General features: G+C 42.3%; 19 protein-coding genes and 2 pseudogenes. 3 read left to right on the forward strand and 18 right to left on the reverse strand.

Features of this window, described 5'->3' with window-relative positions; genetic code table 11:
* The first annotated feature begins 36 nt into the window (after positions 1-36).
* A complete protein-coding gene (locus JQX68_RS18495) occupies positions 37-918 on the forward strand; it encodes a LysR family transcriptional regulator (protein WP_147772625.1) in 882 nt (293 codons plus the stop codon).
* An 84-nt stretch (positions 919-1002) separates the two neighbouring features.
* Here JQX68_RS18495 and JQX68_RS18500 read toward each other — a convergent pair whose 3' ends face one another.
* The 17 genes and pseudogenes from JQX68_RS18500 to JQX68_RS18580 form a co-directional block, all read right to left on the reverse strand.
* Positions 1003-1719: an endonuclease V gene (locus JQX68_RS18500; protein ID WP_069150457.1), complete on the reverse strand. Its 717-nt coding sequence runs from the start codon at positions 1717-1719 to the stop codon at positions 1003-1005.
* A 106-nt stretch (positions 1720-1825) separates the two neighbouring features.
* On the reverse strand, positions 1826-2479 hold the full coding sequence (locus JQX68_RS18505) for a hypothetical protein (protein ID WP_014665639.1): 654 nt from the start codon (positions 2477-2479) through the stop codon (positions 1826-1828).
* Between the two features lie 76 nt (positions 2480-2555).
* The gene (locus JQX68_RS18510; protein WP_040082499.1) at positions 2556-3107 is read right to left on the reverse strand and encodes a hypothetical protein; all 552 of its coding nucleotides are present in this window, start codon (positions 3105-3107) and stop codon (positions 2556-2558) included.
* 113 nt (positions 3108-3220) lie between these two features.
* Complete coding sequence (locus tag JQX68_RS18515) at positions 3221-3772, reverse strand: SUKH-4 family immunity protein (protein WP_147772626.1); 552 nt, start codon at positions 3770-3772, stop codon at positions 3221-3223.
* Between the two features lie 13 nt (positions 3773-3785).
* Positions 3786-4802, reverse strand: a pseudogene (locus tag JQX68_RS18520) (T7SS effector LXG polymorphic toxin); the annotation flags it as partial.
* Between the two features lie 131 nt (positions 4803-4933).
* A complete protein-coding gene (locus tag JQX68_RS18525) occupies positions 4934-5143 on the reverse strand; it encodes a hypothetical protein (protein WP_021480772.1) in 210 nt (69 codons plus the stop codon).
* Between the two features lie 13 nt (positions 5144-5156).
* Positions 5157-5675: a hypothetical protein gene (locus JQX68_RS18530; RefSeq protein WP_014665644.1), complete on the reverse strand. Its 519-nt coding sequence runs from the start codon at positions 5673-5675 to the stop codon at positions 5157-5159.
* Between the two features lie 7 nt (positions 5676-5682).
* Complete coding sequence (locus JQX68_RS21900; protein WP_147772627.1) at positions 5683-7494, reverse strand: ribonuclease YeeF family protein; 1812 nt, start codon at positions 7492-7494, stop codon at positions 5683-5685.
* Between the two features lie 18 nt (positions 7495-7512).
* Positions 7513-7773 carry a YwqI/YxiC family protein gene (locus tag JQX68_RS18540; protein WP_003227825.1) on the reverse strand — a complete coding sequence of 87 codons (261 nt, stop codon included), beginning with the start codon at positions 7771-7773 and terminating at the stop codon, positions 7513-7515.
* 8 nt (positions 7774-7781) lie between these two features.
* The gene (locus tag JQX68_RS18545; RefSeq protein WP_147772628.1) at positions 7782-8204 is read right to left on the reverse strand and encodes a YwqH-like family protein; all 423 of its coding nucleotides are present in this window, start codon (positions 8202-8204) and stop codon (positions 7782-7784) included.
* A gap of 219 nt (positions 8205-8423) precedes the next feature.
* Positions 8424-8534: pseudogene (locus JQX68_RS18550) on the reverse strand (hypothetical protein); the annotation flags it as partial.
* Positions 8535-8592: 58 nt separating this feature from the next.
* On the reverse strand, positions 8593-9378 hold the full coding sequence (locus JQX68_RS18555; RefSeq protein WP_014665648.1) for a YwqG family protein: 786 nt from the start codon (positions 9376-9378) through the stop codon (positions 8593-8595).
* A 213-nt stretch (positions 9379-9591) separates the two neighbouring features.
* A complete protein-coding gene (uglF, locus tag JQX68_RS18560) occupies positions 9592-10914 on the reverse strand; it encodes a UDP-glucose 6-dehydrogenase UglF (RefSeq protein WP_103031136.1) in 1323 nt (440 codons plus the stop codon).
* Positions 10915-11108: 194 nt separating this feature from the next.
* Positions 11109-11873 (reverse strand): tyrosine-protein phosphatase, encoded by a 765-nt coding sequence (locus JQX68_RS18565; RefSeq protein ID WP_014665650.1) that lies wholly within the window; start codon positions 11871-11873, stop codon positions 11109-11111.
* A gap of 47 nt (positions 11874-11920) precedes the next feature.
* Positions 11921-12637 (reverse strand): tyrosine-protein kinase PtkA, encoded by a 717-nt coding sequence (ptkA, locus tag JQX68_RS18570; protein WP_040081589.1) that lies wholly within the window; start codon positions 12635-12637, stop codon positions 11921-11923.
* Complete coding sequence (tkmA, locus tag JQX68_RS18575; RefSeq protein WP_205440373.1) at positions 12627-13373, reverse strand: protein-tyrosine kinase activator TkmA; 747 nt, start codon at positions 13371-13373, stop codon at positions 12627-12629. Before tkmA ends, ptkA begins: the two co-directional genes overlap by 11 nt.
* A gap of 233 nt (positions 13374-13606) precedes the next feature.
* Positions 13607-13750, reverse strand: a complete 144-nt coding sequence (locus JQX68_RS18580) for a YwzD family small protein (protein WP_003242876.1) — start codon at positions 13748-13750, stop codon at positions 13607-13609.
* Between the two features lie 202 nt (positions 13751-13952).
* Between JQX68_RS18580 and JQX68_RS18585 the strand changes: the two genes are divergently transcribed.
* Entirely contained in the window at positions 13953-15563 is a 1611-nt protein-coding gene (locus JQX68_RS18585; protein WP_014665653.1) for an SWIM zinc finger family protein, read from the forward strand.
* On the forward strand, positions 15550-18318 hold the full coding sequence (locus tag JQX68_RS18590) for a DEAD/DEAH box helicase (protein WP_148343273.1): 2769 nt from the start codon (positions 15550-15552) through the stop codon (positions 18316-18318). Before JQX68_RS18585 ends, JQX68_RS18590 begins: the two co-directional genes overlap by 14 nt.
* Positions 18319-18441: 123 nt before the next feature.
* Here JQX68_RS18590 and ywpJ read toward each other — a convergent pair whose 3' ends face one another.
* The gene (gene ywpJ / locus JQX68_RS18595) at positions 18442-19299 is read right to left on the reverse strand and encodes a phosphatase YwpJ (protein ID WP_014665655.1); all 858 of its coding nucleotides are present in this window, start codon (positions 19297-19299) and stop codon (positions 18442-18444) included.
* Between the last annotated feature and the right edge of the window lie 4 nt (positions 19300-19303).

Below are 19303 nucleotides of genomic sequence, written 5' to 3' on the forward strand. Positions count from 1 at the left end.
CAATCGCTAAAACCGATTTAGAAAGGAAGAGAACAAGTGGAATTGAAGCAGCTGATCACCTTTATTACGGCGGCAGAACATGTAAACTTCACCCTAACCGCCAAAATGCTTAATTATGCACAATCAAGCGTTACCTCTCAGATCAAATCACTTGAAGAAGAAATCGGGACACCTTTATTTGAACGGCTCGGCAAGCGGCTTATCTTGACAGAAGCAGGAAAAACGTTCAAATCTTATGCACAGAAGATTATTGCGTTAACAGAAGAAGCGAAAATGGCCGCAAATCAAGTAAAAGAAACAACCGGAACCTTAAAAATCGGGGCGACGGAAAGCCAGTGCACATACCGCCTGCCGCCTATCATAAAAGAATTTAAACAGGCATTTCCCCAAGTAAAGCTCATATTCAAACCATATATCTCCAATGAACAAGCGAAAGAACAGCTCTTACAGGGCCAGCTTGATATCACCTTCATCTTGGATGTAAACCGGACGGAAGACGCACTGCACGTTGAATCTTTGATTCAGGATGAGATCAAAATGGTGGCTGCTAATGACCATCCTTTTCCTGCGGATTTACCAGTAACATTGAAGGATCTTCAAAACGAAACTCTTCTGCTGACAGAGGACGGCTGCTCGTACCGCACGCTCTTTGAGAACAATTTGCATGACTACGGTGTCTATCCTAACAAATTGGAATTCGTCAGCATAGAAGCCATCAAACAATGCGTGATGGCCGGACTTGGGATTGGAATCTTGCCTGAAATGACAGTAAAAGATGATATTGCAGCAGGCCGAATGAAAGAACTCAATTGGCAGAGCGATTGCCCCGTTTTCACTCAATTAGCATGGCATAAGGACAAGTGGATGTCTGTGCCATTAAAGGCTTTTATCGATTTGACGCGGAAAACATTCAAATAAAATCTTTCCACAAGGACAAGGTTTTTGGGATCAGGAAAGCACACAGCATACAAAAAAACACTTGATGGCTTAGAGCCCCAAGTGTTACCCGTGATTTTTCTGATAAAACATTCGCAAGACATGTGTTTCAAGGTCAGCCAGGCGGACAGGGATCGGCAGCCTGCTTTCTTGATTGATTAAGCTCATCGTGATCTGATAGCTGCTTTCTAAATCAATATAATTACCGCAAGACAAGAAAATAGGCTTCACGTCCCGCCGCGTCCGCAGCGCTCGGCCATATACCTCGCTGTCAATGAGAATATCGGTGTATGCGCCTACTTCATTTTCAGGCATCACGAAATCACAGCCTTTGATTTTGAGATAGGTTTTCGCAATCCCAATCGTCGGCTTACCCAGAAAAAAAGCCGCATGGGTGGCAACGCCCATATGATTGTAATGCAGATATCCGTTGCCATCAAACAAGAAGACATCCGGCTCCGTCTCCAGCTTTTTCGCTGCCTCGATGATCAAAGGCAGCTCACGAAACGCAAGAAAACCCGAAACGTACGGTACGCTGATTTTCCCCATGCTATGCACTTTTTCAATGACTTCTTTTGTATCAGCGTCAACCACGATAATACTGCACACCCCGTATGGTTCTCCGTTCTGCTCCCAATAGGCGAGATCGACGCCTGCGCAGGTGTTGATGGAGTCTGGATGGATCGTGTGGGATAGGTTGATACGATTTCTAAGGGATTGTTGTATTTGAACAAAATCCGATTCATCTTTTTGTTCAAAATCGTGAATTTGATGTATTTCCATTTTACTTGTTTCCCTCTTTTCGCGCTCAATTGTTCTGCATGTCGATTTTAGCAATGACTCCAAATTATATCATTGAAAAAAGCAGATAGTATAATCTGCTTTTTTATTAATATTCATTTTTCATTTCTTTCATAAAAATATAATCCAACTGTTTAATTAATTCTTTAAGTTCAGTACACATAATATCCTCTAAAGGATTTTCCCAATCTTCGTTTTTTATCAGTTCAATTCCATAACTTCCGGTTGAATCCCCTTCTGGGTACCACCCTACATCAAGCAGCAAGTTTTTAGTCTTATGAGAAATCTGAAGGAGATCTTGATTAAAGTCAAATAACCAAGCATCATCATTTGCCTCTAGAGTCTTAGGATCAGTATCTTTTAATGTAATATAATCAACAGTCCAACCCGCCGGTATCTTAAGCCTTAAGAAATTGGGAATCTGTTGGGTTAGCGGCTGCAAATTTTCTAAAACCCCGCTTCCCACATTCCAGATTTGATATTCTAACTCAACTAATAATTGTTCTATCTCATTAAAAGACTCATCTTCATAAATCTTATCTGTATGTAAGCCAGCTACTTTGATATAGTATTGATTATTTTCATAACTTACCTTAATAAAGGCCTTACGTTTTTCATTTTGCAGTATTAGTAATTCACATTTTTCTTGCATTCTTTTTTCTGAACATAAATTGTTCAGTACTACAGACCAGCCATTACAGATTTTTAATGGCTGCAATTGAGAAATATGGTCTCTTTTCATCCCGCTTCTCCTTGCACTCTACATTGTTATACTTTCTATAAAAAAACTTGACGATGACCACACGGCAAGTTTTTAACTATAGCAATTCTAATACATCAGTAAACAAGGCATCTCCTAATGTTAATCTCCTGTTGAAAGGCTGTATATGCGGCAATTCACTCCACTCATACACAGTATCGTAATAATCATACAAATAACTGAGTTCAATAAACCCTTTCTCTTGCATTATTTTATTAATATAGTTCGTTCCCTGAATGAATTCTAAAGATTCAGCGGTTCCTACAATGTCATAAGCGCCATCGATTAAATCGTGTCTTAGGGAATAACTATAATCTAATACATAAACAGGAACCAATTTAGATACTTTCATATTGATTTGCTGTTCTAAATGAAAACCATTTTCCCCAGAAAGACCTTGCAAATGGATATCAATTTCTCCTGAAGGATTGTTTAAATCTCTAACTTCAATTTTTTTCAAACCTTTTATTTGATTAAATTCATCAGGTACTTTTATTTTCTCTGCGCATTTGCTCTTGTACCATTCGTCTAATTCCCTATTTACAAATAGACGATGAAGCAATTCACCGATTTCAGGGTATTCATTAATAAATCTGATTCCATGTTCCATAGTTTTAACCATTCCAACTATTAAACTTAATTATTTAAACAATCTAAACGTTTATACGAAGTTCATTATTTTAGGGACTTCCATATCCCATTTTAGGCTGTTAGCTCTCTTCATTATTCATATAAATTTTCTATTTCAGTACCCCAAAAACTTCCTTCTCTTGTACAATTAGAGTCTACTCTTTTGAGTTCTTCTTTTAACCATTCGATTACATCTTCCGGAATATCATTATCAATAAATGCATCCTCACCATTTATGTGTATAGCCTTATCAATCATTTCTGAGAAAAGTAATATACATTCAGCAAATTGATTTATTGAAGAGTTAATAAATACTTCTTTATATTCATTACCATTATCTAAATAAACGATTCTCTCGTTACTTTCAACGATACACACTGGATCTCCAGAACCAGTGGATCCCAACAACCAATATTTTCGAAATGCTTCAGACATATCAAAAATACTAGTTATTGGTTTAAATGATGTTTGAGAGGAAGTAAAATCCAAATAAGGTGGGGGTGTTTCAGGTAAGCCCCCTATAGATAAAAATTGCTTAAAATTCTCTGAAAAAGGAACCTCTATTAGATCATCATATGGAAACTTTAATAACGGACCATTTTTATTAACATCCCAGTTTCTATTAAATTCTTCTGGTAATAACATCTTGTCACCTTCCTCATTCTTTTCCGAATGTTTCTAGTCTATTTGCAATTTGATCATCTACTCCGGTAATTCCCCATTCTTTTTCGACATTATGAATACCGCCATATCCAGGGTGCAAGCTTTTAGGTAAAGCTGCTGCTTGACCTCCTTCTCCAATATGATGATGCCTCATAGGGTCTTTTAAATAATCTGCATACTGTGGAAAATGTTTTATAAATTGCTCATCAACTACTGGAACTCTTCCTCTTTTAATATTAGCAGTATTTTCAGCACTCCAAAACTCAGGATTATTTTTAAGTAACGTGTTGAAGAATTTTTTCGCATTTCTTTCCCAGCCAGCTGCATTTGTTCCAGATTTGCCTTTCCCCTTAAAATTCATCTCTACTACAAGCCTAGGATCAATTAAATACTTATCATCGTATTTTGAAAGATCTCTGCCTTTATATCCTCTAATCCGATCATATTCACCATCATTACTCCATCTACTCGCCATCTTCACAATCCCAAGATCCTTAACAGCCGTCTTTTCCACATCGACACGGACTGTCGGGATTCCGAATGTGAAGCCATCCGGAGTTACAGGGCGTTCTGCGTACACGCGGACGTTTGTTGGGACTTTGAATTGTTTTACTTTTTCTAATGTCTTGTTAGCTGTTTGAACTTTTGAATGGGTTGCAAGCGGGATGCCTTTATCAATGTGTTTCGCCAATGCACCGGCTCCAACCAAACTCAATGCCGCTTCGAGCGCCCCCTGTTTCCGCTTCTCCTCAGACACTTTGTTTCCGAACATATCCCGGCCTGTGATGGCTTCTGAGAATCCGTTTGACGCAACAAGGCCGTATGCACCCATTTCTGTCATTTTGAGAATGTCTAAGGATTTGCCTGTTTTGTAGGCGTCTAAAGCGTGTTCAGCAGCGATAGCTGCTTTTCCGGTTTTGTAGATGGCTTTTCCGCCTTTGAAGGCCCGGCCTGCCCAGCCAACGACCGATATGAATCTGGCTGCGGCCATGGCGCTGGCTATGACGCGTTCAAAGCCTATACTTATTTACGCTATATAAAACAGAAGACAACAATCTAATAAAAAAACCTTGAAAGGCTTCAGTGCCAATCAAGGTAGAAAATCAAACCAACTCGAAGCGTTTATTTGTTTTTAATAATGCCTTAAGATTTTTTAACAATACTATTAATTCCTTCAAATATAATATCTCTCATAACTTCATTATTACTGTTATAATTTCTTTCATTTCTAATTTTATTAAAAACCTGCTTTATAACCCCATCAATCATTATTGTTAATCCTTCTATATCTTCTTCACTACCCTCCTTTTTAAAACTTTCATTTATTATTACCAAGCTATCATCTTTTGACATTTTATTTTCTCCTTTACTCTCTTTCTTTCTCATTAAAAACTTTGTCTATATAATTTACATCATCAAAAATCCAGTATCTATCCTCTTCAGGAATATAACTAGTAAAGTCTTCCCGAACCCCTGTCCAATTATTAGGAACATAATTTTCAAAAGGTAATAACTCAGGATACAGCGAAAGAAGCATTTTTTGATTAAAGTCTATATATAATGATGGCCTTAATTCTAGAATAGTACTTTCATAATCCTGATGTTCAACTAACTTTTTTAATTCTGAAGACGGGATAATGTAGTCAGTATATTCTTTTAAATAAAGACGATAATTATCTTCATTTACAACTAAAATGTTATTTCTTAGAGAAAGAGCAAAGTCCATATCAAAACTAAACCCGTTTTTTTCATAGGCTTCTTTATATTTCATGATATCTAGTATCCAAACATCTCTTTCTGTTAGATACCATGAGAATTGAGAAGAAGCCTTTACCCCGACTATTATATTTTGGGCATACTCCGGTTTTAATAACAACGAAAACACCACTTTCTCATTCTATTTTTTTGGCGGAATGCCCATATTCCTCTAACCACTCTATCCATGGTTCCGCCGGAAGTTCATAACTAACTCCTGGTGTGGTAGGATCAACAAGCTTTGGAGCAGTCCTTCCCTGGTTACGAGGGTTTTTAGTATATCCATACTGATCAATGACTGTCTCCTTAATTAAATCATCAACCTCTTTAGGCACCTTAAATTCTACAATTTCTCCGCCTGGTCTTGCTACATCTCGATAATATTTAGCGTGTTCTAAATTGTAAGCACTTATGTTTAAATCAGCATTTTTAATAGGAATAGTAATGCTTCCGTCACTATTTACTTTAATTCTATACTGACTTGTTTTATTTCCTGCTCCTCCTCCTTGAACTCTGTAATAACTTACTGAGTGTTCAAGAGGATCGACAGATTTTTCACTTGATTGTAACTTATCATTATTCACTTTTTTCGTATATAATTGTTTCTTCTCTGGCTTTAAGTCAAATGTATGGCCAGTCGAAGTAACAATCTGTTCTTTATTTATATGACCACTTTGCTTAATTTTAGAAAAAGAATAACTCTTGTCAAGATTTCTTCCCATCGATAACGTATTGTCAACCGACTTCGCCAGTGCCCCTGCACCAACCAAACTCAATGCCGCTTCGAGCGCCCCCTGTTTCCGCTTCTCCTCAGACACTTTGTTTCCAAACATATCCCGTCCTGTGACAGCTTCTGAGAATCCGTTTGACGCAACAAGGCCGTATGCACCCATTTCTGTCATTTTGAGAATGTCTAAGGATTTGCCTGTTTTGTAGGCGTCTAAAGCATGTTCAGCAGCGATAGCTGCTTTTCCGGTTTTGTAGATGGCTTTTCCGCCTTTGAAGGCCCGGCCTGCCCAGCCGACAACTGGGATAAATCCGGCAGCGGCCATAGCTCCTGCTGTCACACGTTCTGCGGTGGAGAGTTTTTCTCCGGTAACCGGATCAACGCCTTCGGTTGCTCTTTTATAATCATAATAGCCAGTGACTTCTCCAGTAAAGTTGCAAACTCCATCCCATGTTTTTTCGTACCATGGTTTGTTTGCTTCTTCCTCGGCTTTTTCCTGGAGACGTCTTGCTTCTGCTTGCTGGGTTTTTGCATCGATATAGGTTGTTCCTTGATTTTCTAATTCAATGACGCTTTTGTAGACTTCATTGCTGTGGAAGGCTTTTTTGTCATAGTACATAGGGGATGCGCTCTTCCCGTTGCTGGTGGCCTGCATGAGAACGGAATATTTGGTGAGCACTGCTTTGTCTAGAGATTCTAAATTTTGATATTCAGTTGTCAGGGATTCATCAAGCTTATCGACAGCTGTGATCGTGTCACGTCTGATTTTTTGGGCATCGCCCATCTTATCTGCATAGTCGTCAAGCGTATACATGTCGAGGTCAATAATATCGCTGATGCCTGACAAAATAGAATCGATTTCTTCTTTATGGGCGGAGACTATCTCTGAGGCTTTCAGGTCTCCATTGGGCAGCTCATGATCCAAAAAAGAAGTTTCCACATATGAATCATTCAGTTCTTGATCTTTAATATCTCCTGAAATGCCATTTAAAAACGCAATTTGAGCAGAGACAAGCGTCAGCCAGCTGTCTACGATTTCCGCCTGCCCCTGAAAAAAATCTTTAATATTATCCGCGCCTTTTCCTTTAAAATTGTCGCCTAAATCGGCAACTCCCTGAAACGCTTTTTTCAGCGTATTCAGCTGCTCTTCAAGCGTCTCATATTGCTTTTTTCTGCTCTTCGCTTCTTCGATTAAAGATTTTGATTCAAATACTTTACTCATCGCACTGCCCTTTCTGTTCTATTTTACAGCTATCGCCTCGTCCTGTTCTTTGAGTGAATCTACGTTATCCTTTGTATCCTCAATATTTTTCTGTACCGCTTTTTTGTAATCTCCGAGCATGGTTTTGATGTTCTCCTCACGCTCATGATATTTTTTCGTATAATCGAGTTTGTTTTTTCCATTGGACCCCGCGGCGCCGATTGATACGTCAGCAAGCGCATCTTTGACAGAATCTAATGTTTTGATTACAGTATCGTATTTCAATTTAATTTCTGACATAAAAATGATCACCACAATTTAATAGATTTAATTTGATTAACAGCATCCTCCAAGAATTCTTCACCCTTAGCAAGAGTATGACCAGCAAAATTCGCTAGCTTTAATTCTTTGTCATAGAGAAATTTCTTAGATTCCAAATGAATAATCTCCATCTGAATCGAAGCCATATACTCGTTATATTTATCATTCACAATCTTGGATGCTTCCGATTTCGCCTCTTCTCTTCCCTTGTCGAAATCATCCGCTTTTGTTCCCGTCCAGTGCTTGCCCAATTCTGGTTTTACAATTTCTTTGATTTCAGTGATTGCCTCTTCTTGCAGTGTGTCTATGTCCTTTTTTGCTTTTTTCAGCTTTTCGATCTTGTCTTCCACGTCGGAAATTTTTCCGTTAAGCGAACTTTTGATATTCGCCAGCATACTTTCATAACCCATCTGAATCACCTCTTAATACTCAAAAAGTCGTATGGAGGGGCTGATGAAGATAGACTTTTCCATACTTTATTTCCATATATTATATTTTAAAATAGCCAGAAGGCGGCTTAAATAGGGTAAACGGCTTAATTTAGGCTTATAACACTCTTAAAACATAGGTATATGCTCTTGTTTTTGTTCGTTATACAGCTAATAAAAGCGTTTTACAAAATGGAAATATCTAAAGTCATAGTAATAAAGGCACTTGAAAGAGGCAGATGTTGTTGATCTGCCTCTGTTCATGTTCATGTTTATGTTCTTCATCGGTTCGGCCACGTCTGATTTTGTCATTTGGCTTATATTATTTCCGCTTCTGATCAGGTATGACCCTTTGGATCAAAAGCTTGTATTAGCTGCAGTCCCAGTTGTACAGAACGTTTGAAAAGTCTTTTTTTCTTAAATCGTCAGGTGTGATGAAAAAATTGGCGATGCCGACGTCTCCCCACATTGAATCGATATCATCGTCTGAATCAATTTGCAAAAGCATGATGGTGTGTTCTTTATATGCGTATTCCCGCGGATCATGCTGGGTAAAAGAAGCGTATCCGCCAATTTTATGGCCAAATCCGTTTTCAGCCAGTTCATTATAAACGTCTTCTTCATCCTCTCCGAACTGGCCAAAGAACTCCATTATTTCCATGCCCGTATACTGCTCAAATTGAAAATCTGTCGGCAGGACCCATTCCGAAGATTTCACAGGCTCAACTGCTGCTTCTGATAAAATCGGAAAATCACATTCGCCTGTGCCAATAAATGAAAAATCAGAAACAAGCTCGTCTTCGTTTTCTATGATATTTTCAAAATAGATCACTCTGAAATCCTTTTGTTCACATCGATCGTCAAAATTCAAGCCATAAACATCATCATGAACAGAAATGTAGAACTGCAGGATACCCGAAGAAGGATAGCCGTCAAGCTGGGGAATGTGCGAGAAATTAATCTGCGCCAGAAGCTTCATCGGCTGTCCATTTTCATCAGTCGGGTATGTTTCATGCTTGGGGAAATAGGGATCACCGGCAATTTTACTGTCATATCGTCCTGTTTTCCCTTTTCGGACATTCAATTTTACGTATTCTTTCGCTGATTTCTCCAGCAATTCGCGGTACGGTCTCATTTTTTCAGGCAGATGATTCATCAGATGACTCTCCTTTTCCGGCATCTCCAATAATTTTTGAAAGATTTTATTTTCTGGTTTTCTCCGTTTCTTCTAATGTTTTATCAAACGATTGTGTAAAGAAGCCCTAATTCTGCATACTTTTCCAAACAATAGTTAAATAGTAGCAAATGTATTCAGCACCCCGCAATAGACGAAAAAAAGACTGGTGCGCAACCAGCCTTTCTTTTTCAATTATTGAATTAAACCTGACGGCACAACCGCCTTTCGTCCGACAGAATAATACTCCACTCCTGCAGCCAAAGCTTCATCCAATGTGTAGCAGTTTCTGCCGTCAAATATGAGCGGCGTTTCCATCAAATCCGGATAAGCCTCTAACGGGAATTGTTTAATGTCAGACCAGTCGGTTAAAATCATGACGGCGTCGGACCCTTTGACAGCTTCCTCGATCGTCTCTTTATATTCAACAGCTTGCGGGAGAACATGCTTTGCATGGCTAACTGCAATGGGATCGTAGGCTCTAATACGGGCGTCGAGCGCAGCGAGACGGTCTGCAATGACAATTGACGGCGCTTCCCTCATATCGTCCGTATTCGGTTTAAATGACAGGCCTAAAAGGGCAATCGTTTTTCCCGTCACCCCGCCGAGCCTGTTCAGCGCTTTATCAACCAGCATCGCCTGCTGATTGTTGTTGACTTTGATAACCGATTTCAGCAGTTCAAAATCATGCTCGACATTGCCGGCAATTTGCACGAGGGCGTTTGTGTCCTTTGGAAAACAAGAACCGCCGTAGCCAATGCCCGCTTTTAAAAACTGGCTCCCGATCCGCTTATCCTGTCCCATCCCGTAGGCGACCGCTTCGATATCGGCGCCGACCTTTTCACATATATTCGAAATTTCGTTTATAAAACTGATCTTAGTGGCCAGAAAAGCATTTGAGGCATATTTGATCATCTCAGCGCTTCTGATATCCGTTTTGTAAATCGGGATTTGAAACGGACGGAAGAGCTCCTCAAGCGTATCGGCTGTTTTCTTATCGGCTGTTCCGATCACGATCCTGTCTCCATGAAACGTGTCAAAGATCGCCGACCCCTCACGCAAAAATTCCGGATTGGATGCGACCGATATACTGATAGGCTCAGCTAGATGTTCAGTGATCAGTCCATTAATCAAATCGTTTGTCCCGACGGGCACTGTGCTTTTCGTTACCACAATGGCATCTCGTTTGACATGCTGTGCGATGCGTTTGGCCGCATCTGTAATTTGCTCCAGATTGGCGTGTCCGTCGCTTTTCTGCGGAGTGCCGACCGCTATAAAAATGATATCTGCCTGTGCCAAGCCTTTCTCATAGCTCGTTTCAAAGTTCAGCCGTCCATCAGCTGTATTTTTTCTCATCAGCTCTTCAAGACCAGGTTCAAATATGGGGGAAATGCCCTTTCTCATTTCATCAATCTTGTGAGCGTCAATATCAATGCAGGTTACATGATGTCCAATCTCAGAAAGAGAAACACCTGTCACAAGACCGACATAGCCTGTTCCGATGACTGTAATATTCATTGTTTCCCTCCAACAGTTAAATTGCTGCTTTGCAGCTTCCGTAATATCGTATGAGAACATCCTATCATGAATGCGAATGATCTCCCGCATAGCCTGTCGGGTACAGCCTGTACAGATTTCTGAAATGTGATTCAATCATACAATACACTATTATATCGCTCTCAAAAAGAAAGTGGTGAAATGAGAATCGGCTGTTAAAAGAGACCAAACAATTTTCTTCTTTTGACCGGCTGCGGAGGCTGTCTGAAGATGGTCTGGTTCCGCAGGAGAAGCTCCGCATTTTCCGTCAGCATGTAAGGGAAGTCCGGGCCGAATTCTTTCTGTAAAACATAAAGGGCCTCTTGAGTGTGAAAATTTCTCGTTTTCACATTATGGGCATCTGAGGCTACGAAATGGATCAAATTGGCTTCAACTAGCCGGAGAGAAAATGCTTTCAGCTGCTTGCCGAAGGTCCCCGCAAGACTTCCTGAAGTCATCTGAGATGCTGCTCCTTTTTCCACAAGATGATACAGCAAGGAGGGGTTTTCGCGAATTTCCCTGTTGCGTTCAGGATGGGCGATAACCGGAATATATCCTTTCAGCTGCAAATCATAAAAAAGCTGCTCCGCATATCGGGGAACGTGATCAAACGGAAACTCAATCAAGATGTATTTTGTGTCATTCAGCGAAAGAAGCTGGCGTTTCGCAAGGTCTTGTTCCACATCGCCGTAGATTCTGATTTCCTGTCCCGGAAGCACATGTAAAGGGATGTCTTCTTTGATTAAACGTTTGTTTAACTGATCTGCTGCTTCTTTGACTGCAGCTGGCTCATTTTCATACACACCGTTTTTATGATGAGGTGTCGCAATGATCGTCCGGATTCCCTGACGAACAGCGGCCTTTGCCATTTCTATGCTGTCAGCTGAATCACCTGCCCCGTCATCCATTGCCGAAAGAATGTGACAGTGAATATCGATCATGTCCTAGCCCCCTTTTTCACAAAAATAAATAACGGGCACGATGCACGTTATTTATTTTGCATGAAATTGTCTTTGTTTCCGTAATAACCGTATTCAGAGTGCTTTGAAAGCTTTTTGCCGTTCATGATCGCTCCAAGGAGCTTGCTATTGCACGATTCAAGTGCTTCTTTCGCTTTTGCGGCTTGTTCTTTTTCTGTTTTTCCGCTTGAAATAACCAGAACAGAACCGTCTGCCACGTTGCCTAAAATCTGTGCGTCTGCTACGGCAAGAATAGGCGGCGTATCAAAAATCACCATATCATATGCCACACTCGCTTCGTCAGCAAGCTCCTTCATCCACTTCGAGGAGAGAAGCTCGGCCGGGTTTGGCGGGATCGGGCCGCTCGTCAGCACGTCAAGATGTTTTTCATTTGAGGCTTGCACAGCTTGCTCCATTGAGCTTTTCTTTAATAAAACAGATGTTAAGCCAACCGTGTTTTCAAGAAAAAAGGCCGTATGTACTGTTGGTTTCCGCAAATCAGCATCAATCAGGAGCACTTTTTTTCCCTGTTGGGCAAATACGACAGCCAAATTGGCGGCCGTTGTTGATTTCCCTTCCCCCGGACAAGCCGATGTGATCATAACTGATTTCATTTGCCGGTCCACTGAAGCAAATTCGATATTCGTGCGAATCGTCCGATATTGTTCAGAGTTCAAGGATTTCGGTTCTGTCATTGCAATGACATTCCTGCGCATCCAAGAGCCTCTGCTTTTTCTAAGCGCCAAAATGTCCACTCCCCGCTTTTTCAGATTTGAAACCCTGTATGGCCTTTGCTGTTTTCTGCTCATTCGCAATGGTGGAAACCGTCCCTAAAACAGGTATGTCCAGCAGGGATTCGAGCTGCTCTTCCGATTTGATCGTATTATCCAAATGCTCAAGCAGGAAGGCCAGTCCGATGCTTCCCGCCAATCCGGCCGCAAACGCGATGGCGATGTTTAGAAGCGGCTTTGGCGATACAGGCGACGGATGTTCTGATACCTCGGCTTTTGACAAAATGCTGACATTATCAACATTCATAATGGATGTGATTTTGTCTTGAAAAACAGATGCTATAGTATTGGCAATATGAGCCGCTGTTTCCGCGTTTTCATCCCTGACCGATATGTTGACCACTTGGGAGTCCTGTTCGCTGGATACGGTAATTTTGTCATTCAGTTCTTGGGATGTCATCGACAGGCCCATTTCTTTAATGACTTCATCTAAGATGGCAGGGCTCTTAATGATGACATTGTACGTATTGATTAACTGAAGGTTGGTTTGAACATCGTTAAATTGGACTTCTTTTCGGTCGTTTTTCGATTGATTGACTAGAATCTGAGTTGAATTTTCATAGATGGGTGTAAGTGCGAAGAAACTAATGAGTCCGCCTGCAGCAGTGGCAGCTGCGGTTACAATCATAATCAAAAGTATGCGTTTTGTTAACGTTGATAATATCTCTTTTAAGCTAGTAGATTCTCCCATGATACCTCCAAATCTCTTATAACATCCTTTTCCATCTACGATTATACAACGTTGAAACCGCATTTCTAAAGCTTTTCACGTGACATAATTCGACATTATTTTACAAAACGTTATGTTCCTTCATTTTATGTAAGCGCTTCACCAACTGTCTTGACACTGCTGCCTCTTTTTCTCTTATTCAGGCAGTCACGTCATCTCGCATAAAAAAATCCCGCAAAAGGCGTGCGGGATTTTTATGTTGCATATCCATTTTTAATATGAGAAATCAAATTTTCAAGCATTTCCTTCGTCGTCATTTCAGATGACTGCTCACCAATTTCATGTGCATGCATCAAAATTTTCAGAAATTCTTCTTGATTCAATTTCTTTTCACTCATCTTTTTTTTCCTTTCAGCTTCCATAAGTTGAAAACACGATTATTATATGATGCCGGTTATCAATTTGCAATCTCTAATACATCATTCGACACATCCCATTTTTTATGTCCTTTTTTAGGAAAAACTTTTTAAGGCCGATGTGTTGCGATATAATAGAGAAATTGGATCTTTTTATTACGTGACTCGGTTAGGAGCGATAATCATGCTTCAGAATATGATTTCCAAAGACGATGTGCTGGCATCTGCTGAACAGTTAAAGGAACTTCTTCCTTACAATGAGGAAAATGTTCAGCTGATCAAAAAAGCCCTTATTTTATATCGGCAGGATTCAGTCTATCGTTTACAAGCAGTGAGTCCGACGGAAATTACGGCTTACGTGCAGGATGTTGTGCCTGTGCGGGTCACATTGAACTTGTTTGTCATAGTCAAAAGCGGCTGTTCATGTCCGTCCGGAAGAATCTGCCGCCATATGCTGGCTGTGTTTTTATATGTATATGCAATGTTCGAGCGAGTGGGTACTTTTACAGAGTATTGGCTGGAGAGGGAAAAGCTTGAGGAAAGCAAGGAGCTCGTCCGCCGCCAGTTTCAGGAAAAGGTGCTGCCGAATGAAGAATCGCTTTCAAGCTGGCTCACTTTTTTTGATTCAGAGTTTTCTCTCTGGCAGGCACGCACGCCAGAAGGCAGCCAAAACATGCAGGGCCTCTATTACGGCTACCTGTCCGCATTAAAAAAACATGCGCCGAACAAACCGGAGCTGAAAAGCCTGTATCAGATTCATTCTGCGATTGCGGTTTGGCTTCGCATCTTCACATTGATCGAAGCAGGCAAGCTGAACCCCGAACAAGATTTTTATTCCCTCAATCCGTACGTTGAACAGCTGATGGATACAATCTACAGCTCTATTGATAAATTAAAAACGTACGCACTGTCTTTTGCGCTCGATCCATTTTTGGATAAAACACCGGATGTTATCCGGCATTTGCTGTTGAAAGAAGAAATTTTCCAATATGAACGCATCCGTGTCTTTGGTGAAATTTGGAGTGCGCTGCTTTCGCGTCCAAAATGGGTGACACGCGAACAGGAGATATTGAAAAATGAAGCAGGACGGCGTTTTTCTCCTGAATTGCAATTCGGGCGCCTGCATTTGGAGTTCCTGCAAAAGAATGATGACGTTATTTTTGCGGAAGTTGATCAATTCCCGCCGGAAGCGCTCCCTTATACGTTCCAATGGCTGAGTGAAATGACTGCCAAGAAGGACTGGAAACGGCTTAAAACATGGTACCAGCAAATTGAACCGATTGCGATGGGTTATACGAAGCTGGATAAGCCGTTTAAAGAGATTCGCGATGTGATCGGCGAGCTGTTCCTTCTGCTGAATGCCTATGTGAAGCAAACCAATGATCAAGCGCTGTTTGAACGCTATGCCGCGGGCTGTCTGCCGTATACGTTCACAGAATACAGCCATCATTTATATGAAAAAAAACGCTATGCCGAGTGGATTGAAATTCACAGCCTTGTCGGCTTTTCCATCAATGAAATGGATAAAATCATGCTGAAGGAAATTGGAGCGAGCGACCCAGAGGCGCTTATACCCGCTTACCATAGAGAAGTGTCCTTTTTTATCGATCAGAAGAACCGCAGCTCGTACAAGGAAGCCGCACGGTATTTGAAAAAACTGCGCACCCTGTACAGAAAAGCGAAGAAGCTGAAGGTGTGGGAGCGGTATATTCAGCAGCTGAGCTCACATTACAAGCGCCTGCGCGCGCTTCAAGAAGAACTGCAGAAAGGAAAGTTGATTGATGGCGAGTCTTAAAGAAATTCTCATCCACGTCGAACAAATGGAAGATGGATCATTTACGCTCTCGGCCTTTGATGAGAATGAGCAGCCTCTTCCCTACACCCATATGAAAAAGCATTTGTTCCAATGGCATGAATCCTCATTTTATGGAACTTTTCTTGAGGATGTCAGCTTCATCGGGACGACTGCTGTTCTGCTATCTCCATGGATGACTGTAGAGCTTCTCGGCAAAAACTCGTTCAACTCATTCAGCTCCGTGCAGCTTACAAAAGAAACGGAGCCGCTGATCGAGGCGGCATCGACCATCTATGAATTTATCGCAGACGGCGATTTTATGCCTGACTATGAAGCATGGACAAACGGTGTTTTTCGCTGGAAGGACCGCGACAATATATTGGAAGGCTTTACTGCGGAATGGTTTTCCGCTGCCGTTCAGGATTACATCCAATATGACGATGACCTGCGGGAGAAATGGGAACACATCAAGGAGAAATCGCCTGCGGTTACGACATTCCGCGGCCATTTTCTTGATGAAGAGGATTTTTTGGAGGGGATTGGCTGGATTGACGATCAATCTCCATTTACAGTCGGCTTGCGCTTAAATGAACCGGACTTTGACGGAGACGATTGGAAAATCGAAATGTTTTTACGTGATAAAAAGAGCGGTGCTGTAGAATTTTTTGACGGGCTGAAGAGCCTCAAAAAATCGTGGCAGGCGTACAGCGATAAAATTGCGCGTGAGCAGGACCGCTTTCACAGAACTGTTCCGTGGCTGTCATTTGATTCAGGGACAACGCTGATCTCTGAGGAAGAAGCCTGGATCTTCCTATCAGAAGCAAGTGAGACGCTTGTCGATATGGGCGTTGAAATTCTGCTCCCATCCTGGTGGCAGATCGTCAGAGACAGCAACATGATGCTGAAGGCAAAAGTGTCGTCGGCCCCGCGCGGCGAGTCATTTGTCGGCATGAATGCGCTGCTTGATTTCAATTGGCGGTTTGCGACAAATGGAATCGAGCTGACCGAGGCTGAATTTAATGAGCTCGTCGCCAGCAACAGGCGCCTCGTTAATATACGGGGGCAATGGGTAAAAATCGATCCGCAGTTTATCAAACAGATGAAACGCCTGATGGAAAAAGCGGAATCGGAAGGACTCCACATGTCTGATATTCTGGCGCGCGAACTAATGGATCAGGGGGAAGGCGGGCTTGAGGATTCAGATCTGATTGATACATCCGCTTTTGCCGGTATTCAATTTGATCTGTCCAAACAGCTCAGGTCACTGATTCGAAAGCTCACTGCCGCAGAAAACCTGCCGGAGCACGAAGTCAGCCCTTCTTTCCAAGGGACACTCCGCCCTTATCAGAAATACGGCATGAACTGGCTGCTATTTCTGCGGGAAAGCGGTTTTGGCGCCTGTCTGGCAGACGATATGGGGCTTGGGAAAACGATTCAAATGATCGCCTATTTTCTGCACGTGAAGGAAAGCGGCCGGCAAAAAACGCCTCATTTGATTATCGCGCCGACATCCGTACTCGGCAACTGGCAGCGGGAGCTTCAAACCTTTGCCCCTGATCTGTCTGTCGCGCTCCATTATGGGCCGCGCCGTATAAAGGGTGATGATTTCGCCGCTCATTACGAAAACGCAGACGTGGTGCTCACTTCATACGGGCTGTCACATGCCGATGCTGAAGAGCTTTCTTCTGTGACCTGGAACACGATTTGCCTTGATGAAGCGCAAAATATTAAAAACGCGCATACAAAGCAATCACGTGCAATCAGAAAGCTGAAGGGGCTTCATCATATCGCGCTGAGCGGCACGCCGATGGAAAACCGTCTGACTGAGCTGTGGTCCATTTTTGACTTCATGAATAAAGGCTACCTCGGCAGTTTGACAGGCTTCCATAAGCGCTATGTGCTGCCGATTGAAAAAGACCGGGACGAAAAGAGAATTGGACAGCTTCAGCAGTTAATCCGGCCATTCCTTCTCCGACGGACCAAACGTGATGAAGAGGTCGCGCTTAATCTTCCTGAGAAGCTGGAAGAAAAAGAATTTATCCCGCTGTCAGCCGAACAGGCATCACTTTATGAGCAGCTTGTCAAAGACACGTTTGACCATATGACATCACTGACCGGCATGCAGCGAAAAGCACTGATCCTTAGCATGCTCGGACGGCTTAAGCAAATATGCGATCATCCCGCGCTCTATTTAAAGGAAGAGCAAACCGAGCTGCTGGCTGGCAGATCAGTCAAGCTCGAAAAATTGCTGGAACTGATGACAGCGATCCGCGCCCAAAACGAAAGCTGCCTGATTTTCACGCAATACATTCAGATGGGGAACATGATGAAGCGGCTGCTTGAAAAAACGTTCGGGGAACCTGTGCAATTTTTAAACGGGAGTCTCTCCAAGCAGGAGCGGGATACACTCGTTGAGAAATTCCAGAGGAAAGAATATCCGACACTGATACTTTCACTCAAAGCTGGAGGCACGGGACTTAATTTGACCGCCGCCAATCACGTCATCCATTATGACAGGTGGTGGAACCCAGCGGTTGAAAATCAAGCGACTGACCGTGCATACCGCATAGGCCAAGAGCGCTTTGTCCACGTTCATAAAATGATTACGACTGGAACAATCGAAGAAAAAATTGATGCCATGCTCGAATCGAAGCAAACCCTGAACGATCAAATTATCCAAAGTGAAAACTGGATTACCGAGCTTTCCACACAGGAGCTCGAAGAACTGTTTACATTAAGCGCAACAGCGCAATGATCATGACTAAAAAAGCTGGCTCTATAGAGCCAGCTTTTTTCCGTTCATAGCCGTCACGCCGAATTTCCAAGAATCCGTTACGCCGGTTATCAACAGGATGCACTTTTGGTGCAGCACCTATACCTATAGCAAATGCTTAATCATATGTGCAACACCATGTTCGTCATTGGTCAAGGTGACAGCGTCGGCTATCGCTTTAATATCTTTCCGGGCATTGCCCATCGCTACCCCTTTTCCCGCAGCCTCAAGCATCGATTTGTCATTTAAACTGTCACCTACAGCCGCGGTTTCCTCGAGCGGAATGCTCAGCCGTTCCGCAAGCCTCTTCAGCGCCTGCCCCTTGGAAGCTTTGCGAGAAGAAAGCTCAAAGTTGTGCTCAGCCGAACTGACAAGCGTCAAATCTTCAGCGTGCTCATATCTTTTCCAGCCTGCCTCAAGCTTTTCTTTAAAGAAAGAAAAGCCGAGAATATTATAAAAATCGATTGGCTGATCCGCTTCAAACAGCTCTTGAAAGGAATTAATGTAAGCAAAGCCCGATTGGCTGTATTGCACCTCGGCCGCCTGCATAAGAACAGAAAGATCTGCTTCCGGATTTGCGCTTCTGAATCGGTCCAGTTCAACGTCTAGAAGTTCTCTGCCGTTTTGCGGTGTATAAATGGCTGAACCTGAGAATACCTCGTAATAATAGTTTTCTGATTCAAGCCATGAGAGAATGTCATACGCCCTTTGCTTATCAATGGTTTCGTGATGATAAAGCCTGCCGTCGGGATCGTGAATGACGGCGCCGTTTGCGCTGATGACCCACGTTTTGATCCCCAGCGGTTCAAAAATTGACCTGACATCAAAATGAGCGCGCCCAGTTGACACCACTACTTCAATGCCGTCCCGCTGCGCCTGCCGCAGTGCGTTTTCATTTTCCAAGCTCACCTGATGCTTGCTGTTGAGTAAGGTTCCATCTAAGTCAATCGCAATTAATTTCATGTTT

The sequence above is a fragment of the Bacillus sp. LJBS06 genome, from assembly GCF_016924995.1.
Lineage (GTDB): Bacteria > Bacillota > Bacilli > Bacillales > Bacillaceae > Bacillus > Bacillus stercoris.

Coding starts and splice junctions, on each gene's coding strand:
- JQX68_RS18540 (WP_003227825.1), bottom strand. CDS start 7,773: ATGTCAGAAATTAAATTGAAATACGATACTGTAATCAAAACATTAGAT.
- JQX68_RS18500 (WP_069150457.1), bottom strand. CDS start 1,719: ATGGAAATACATCAAATTCACGATTTTGAACAAAAAGATGAATCGGAT.
- JQX68_RS18555 (WP_014665648.1), bottom strand. CDS start 9,378: ATGAATCATCTGCCTGAAAAAATGAGACCGTACCGCGAATTGCTGGAG.
- JQX68_RS18525 (WP_021480772.1), bottom strand. CDS start 5,143: ATGTCAAAAGATGATAGCTTGGTAATAATAAATGAAAGTTTTAAAAAG.
- ywpJ (WP_014665655.1), bottom strand. CDS start 19,299: ATGAAATTAATTGCGATTGACTTAGATGGAACCTTACTCAACAGCAAG.
- JQX68_RS18505 (WP_014665639.1), bottom strand. CDS start 2,479: ATGAAAAGAGACCATATTTCTCAATTGCAGCCATTAAAAATCTGTAAT.
- uglF (WP_103031136.1), bottom strand. CDS start 10,914: ATGAATATTACAGTCATCGGAACAGGCTATGTCGGTCTTGTGACAGGT.
- JQX68_RS18565 (WP_014665650.1), bottom strand. CDS start 11,873: ATGATCGATATTCACTGTCACATTCTTTCGGCAATGGATGACGGGGCA.
- JQX68_RS18545 (WP_147772628.1), bottom strand. CDS start 8,204: ATGGGTTATGAAAGTATGCTGGCGAATATCAAAAGTTCGCTTAACGGA.
- JQX68_RS21900 (WP_147772627.1), bottom strand. CDS start 7,494: ATGAGTAAAGTATTTGAATCAAAATCTTTAATCGAAGAAGCGAAGAGC.
- tkmA (WP_205440373.1), bottom strand. CDS start 13,373: ATGGGAGAATCTACTAGCTTAAAAGAGATATTATCAACGTTAACAAAA.
- JQX68_RS18580 (WP_003242876.1), bottom strand. CDS start 13,750: ATGAGTGAAAAGAAATTGAATCAAGAAGAATTTCTGAAAATTTTGATG.
- JQX68_RS18510 (WP_040082499.1), bottom strand. CDS start 3,107: ATGGAACATGGAATCAGATTTATTAATGAATACCCTGAAATCGGTGAA.
- JQX68_RS18590 (WP_148343273.1), top strand. CDS start 15,550: ATGGCGAGTCTTAAAGAAATTCTCATCCACGTCGAACAAATGGAAGAT.
- JQX68_RS18585 (WP_014665653.1), top strand. CDS start 13,953: ATGCTTCAGAATATGATTTCCAAAGACGATGTGCTGGCATCTGCTGAA.
- JQX68_RS18515 (WP_147772626.1), bottom strand. CDS start 3,772: ATGTTATTACCAGAAGAATTTAATAGAAACTGGGATGTTAATAAAAAT.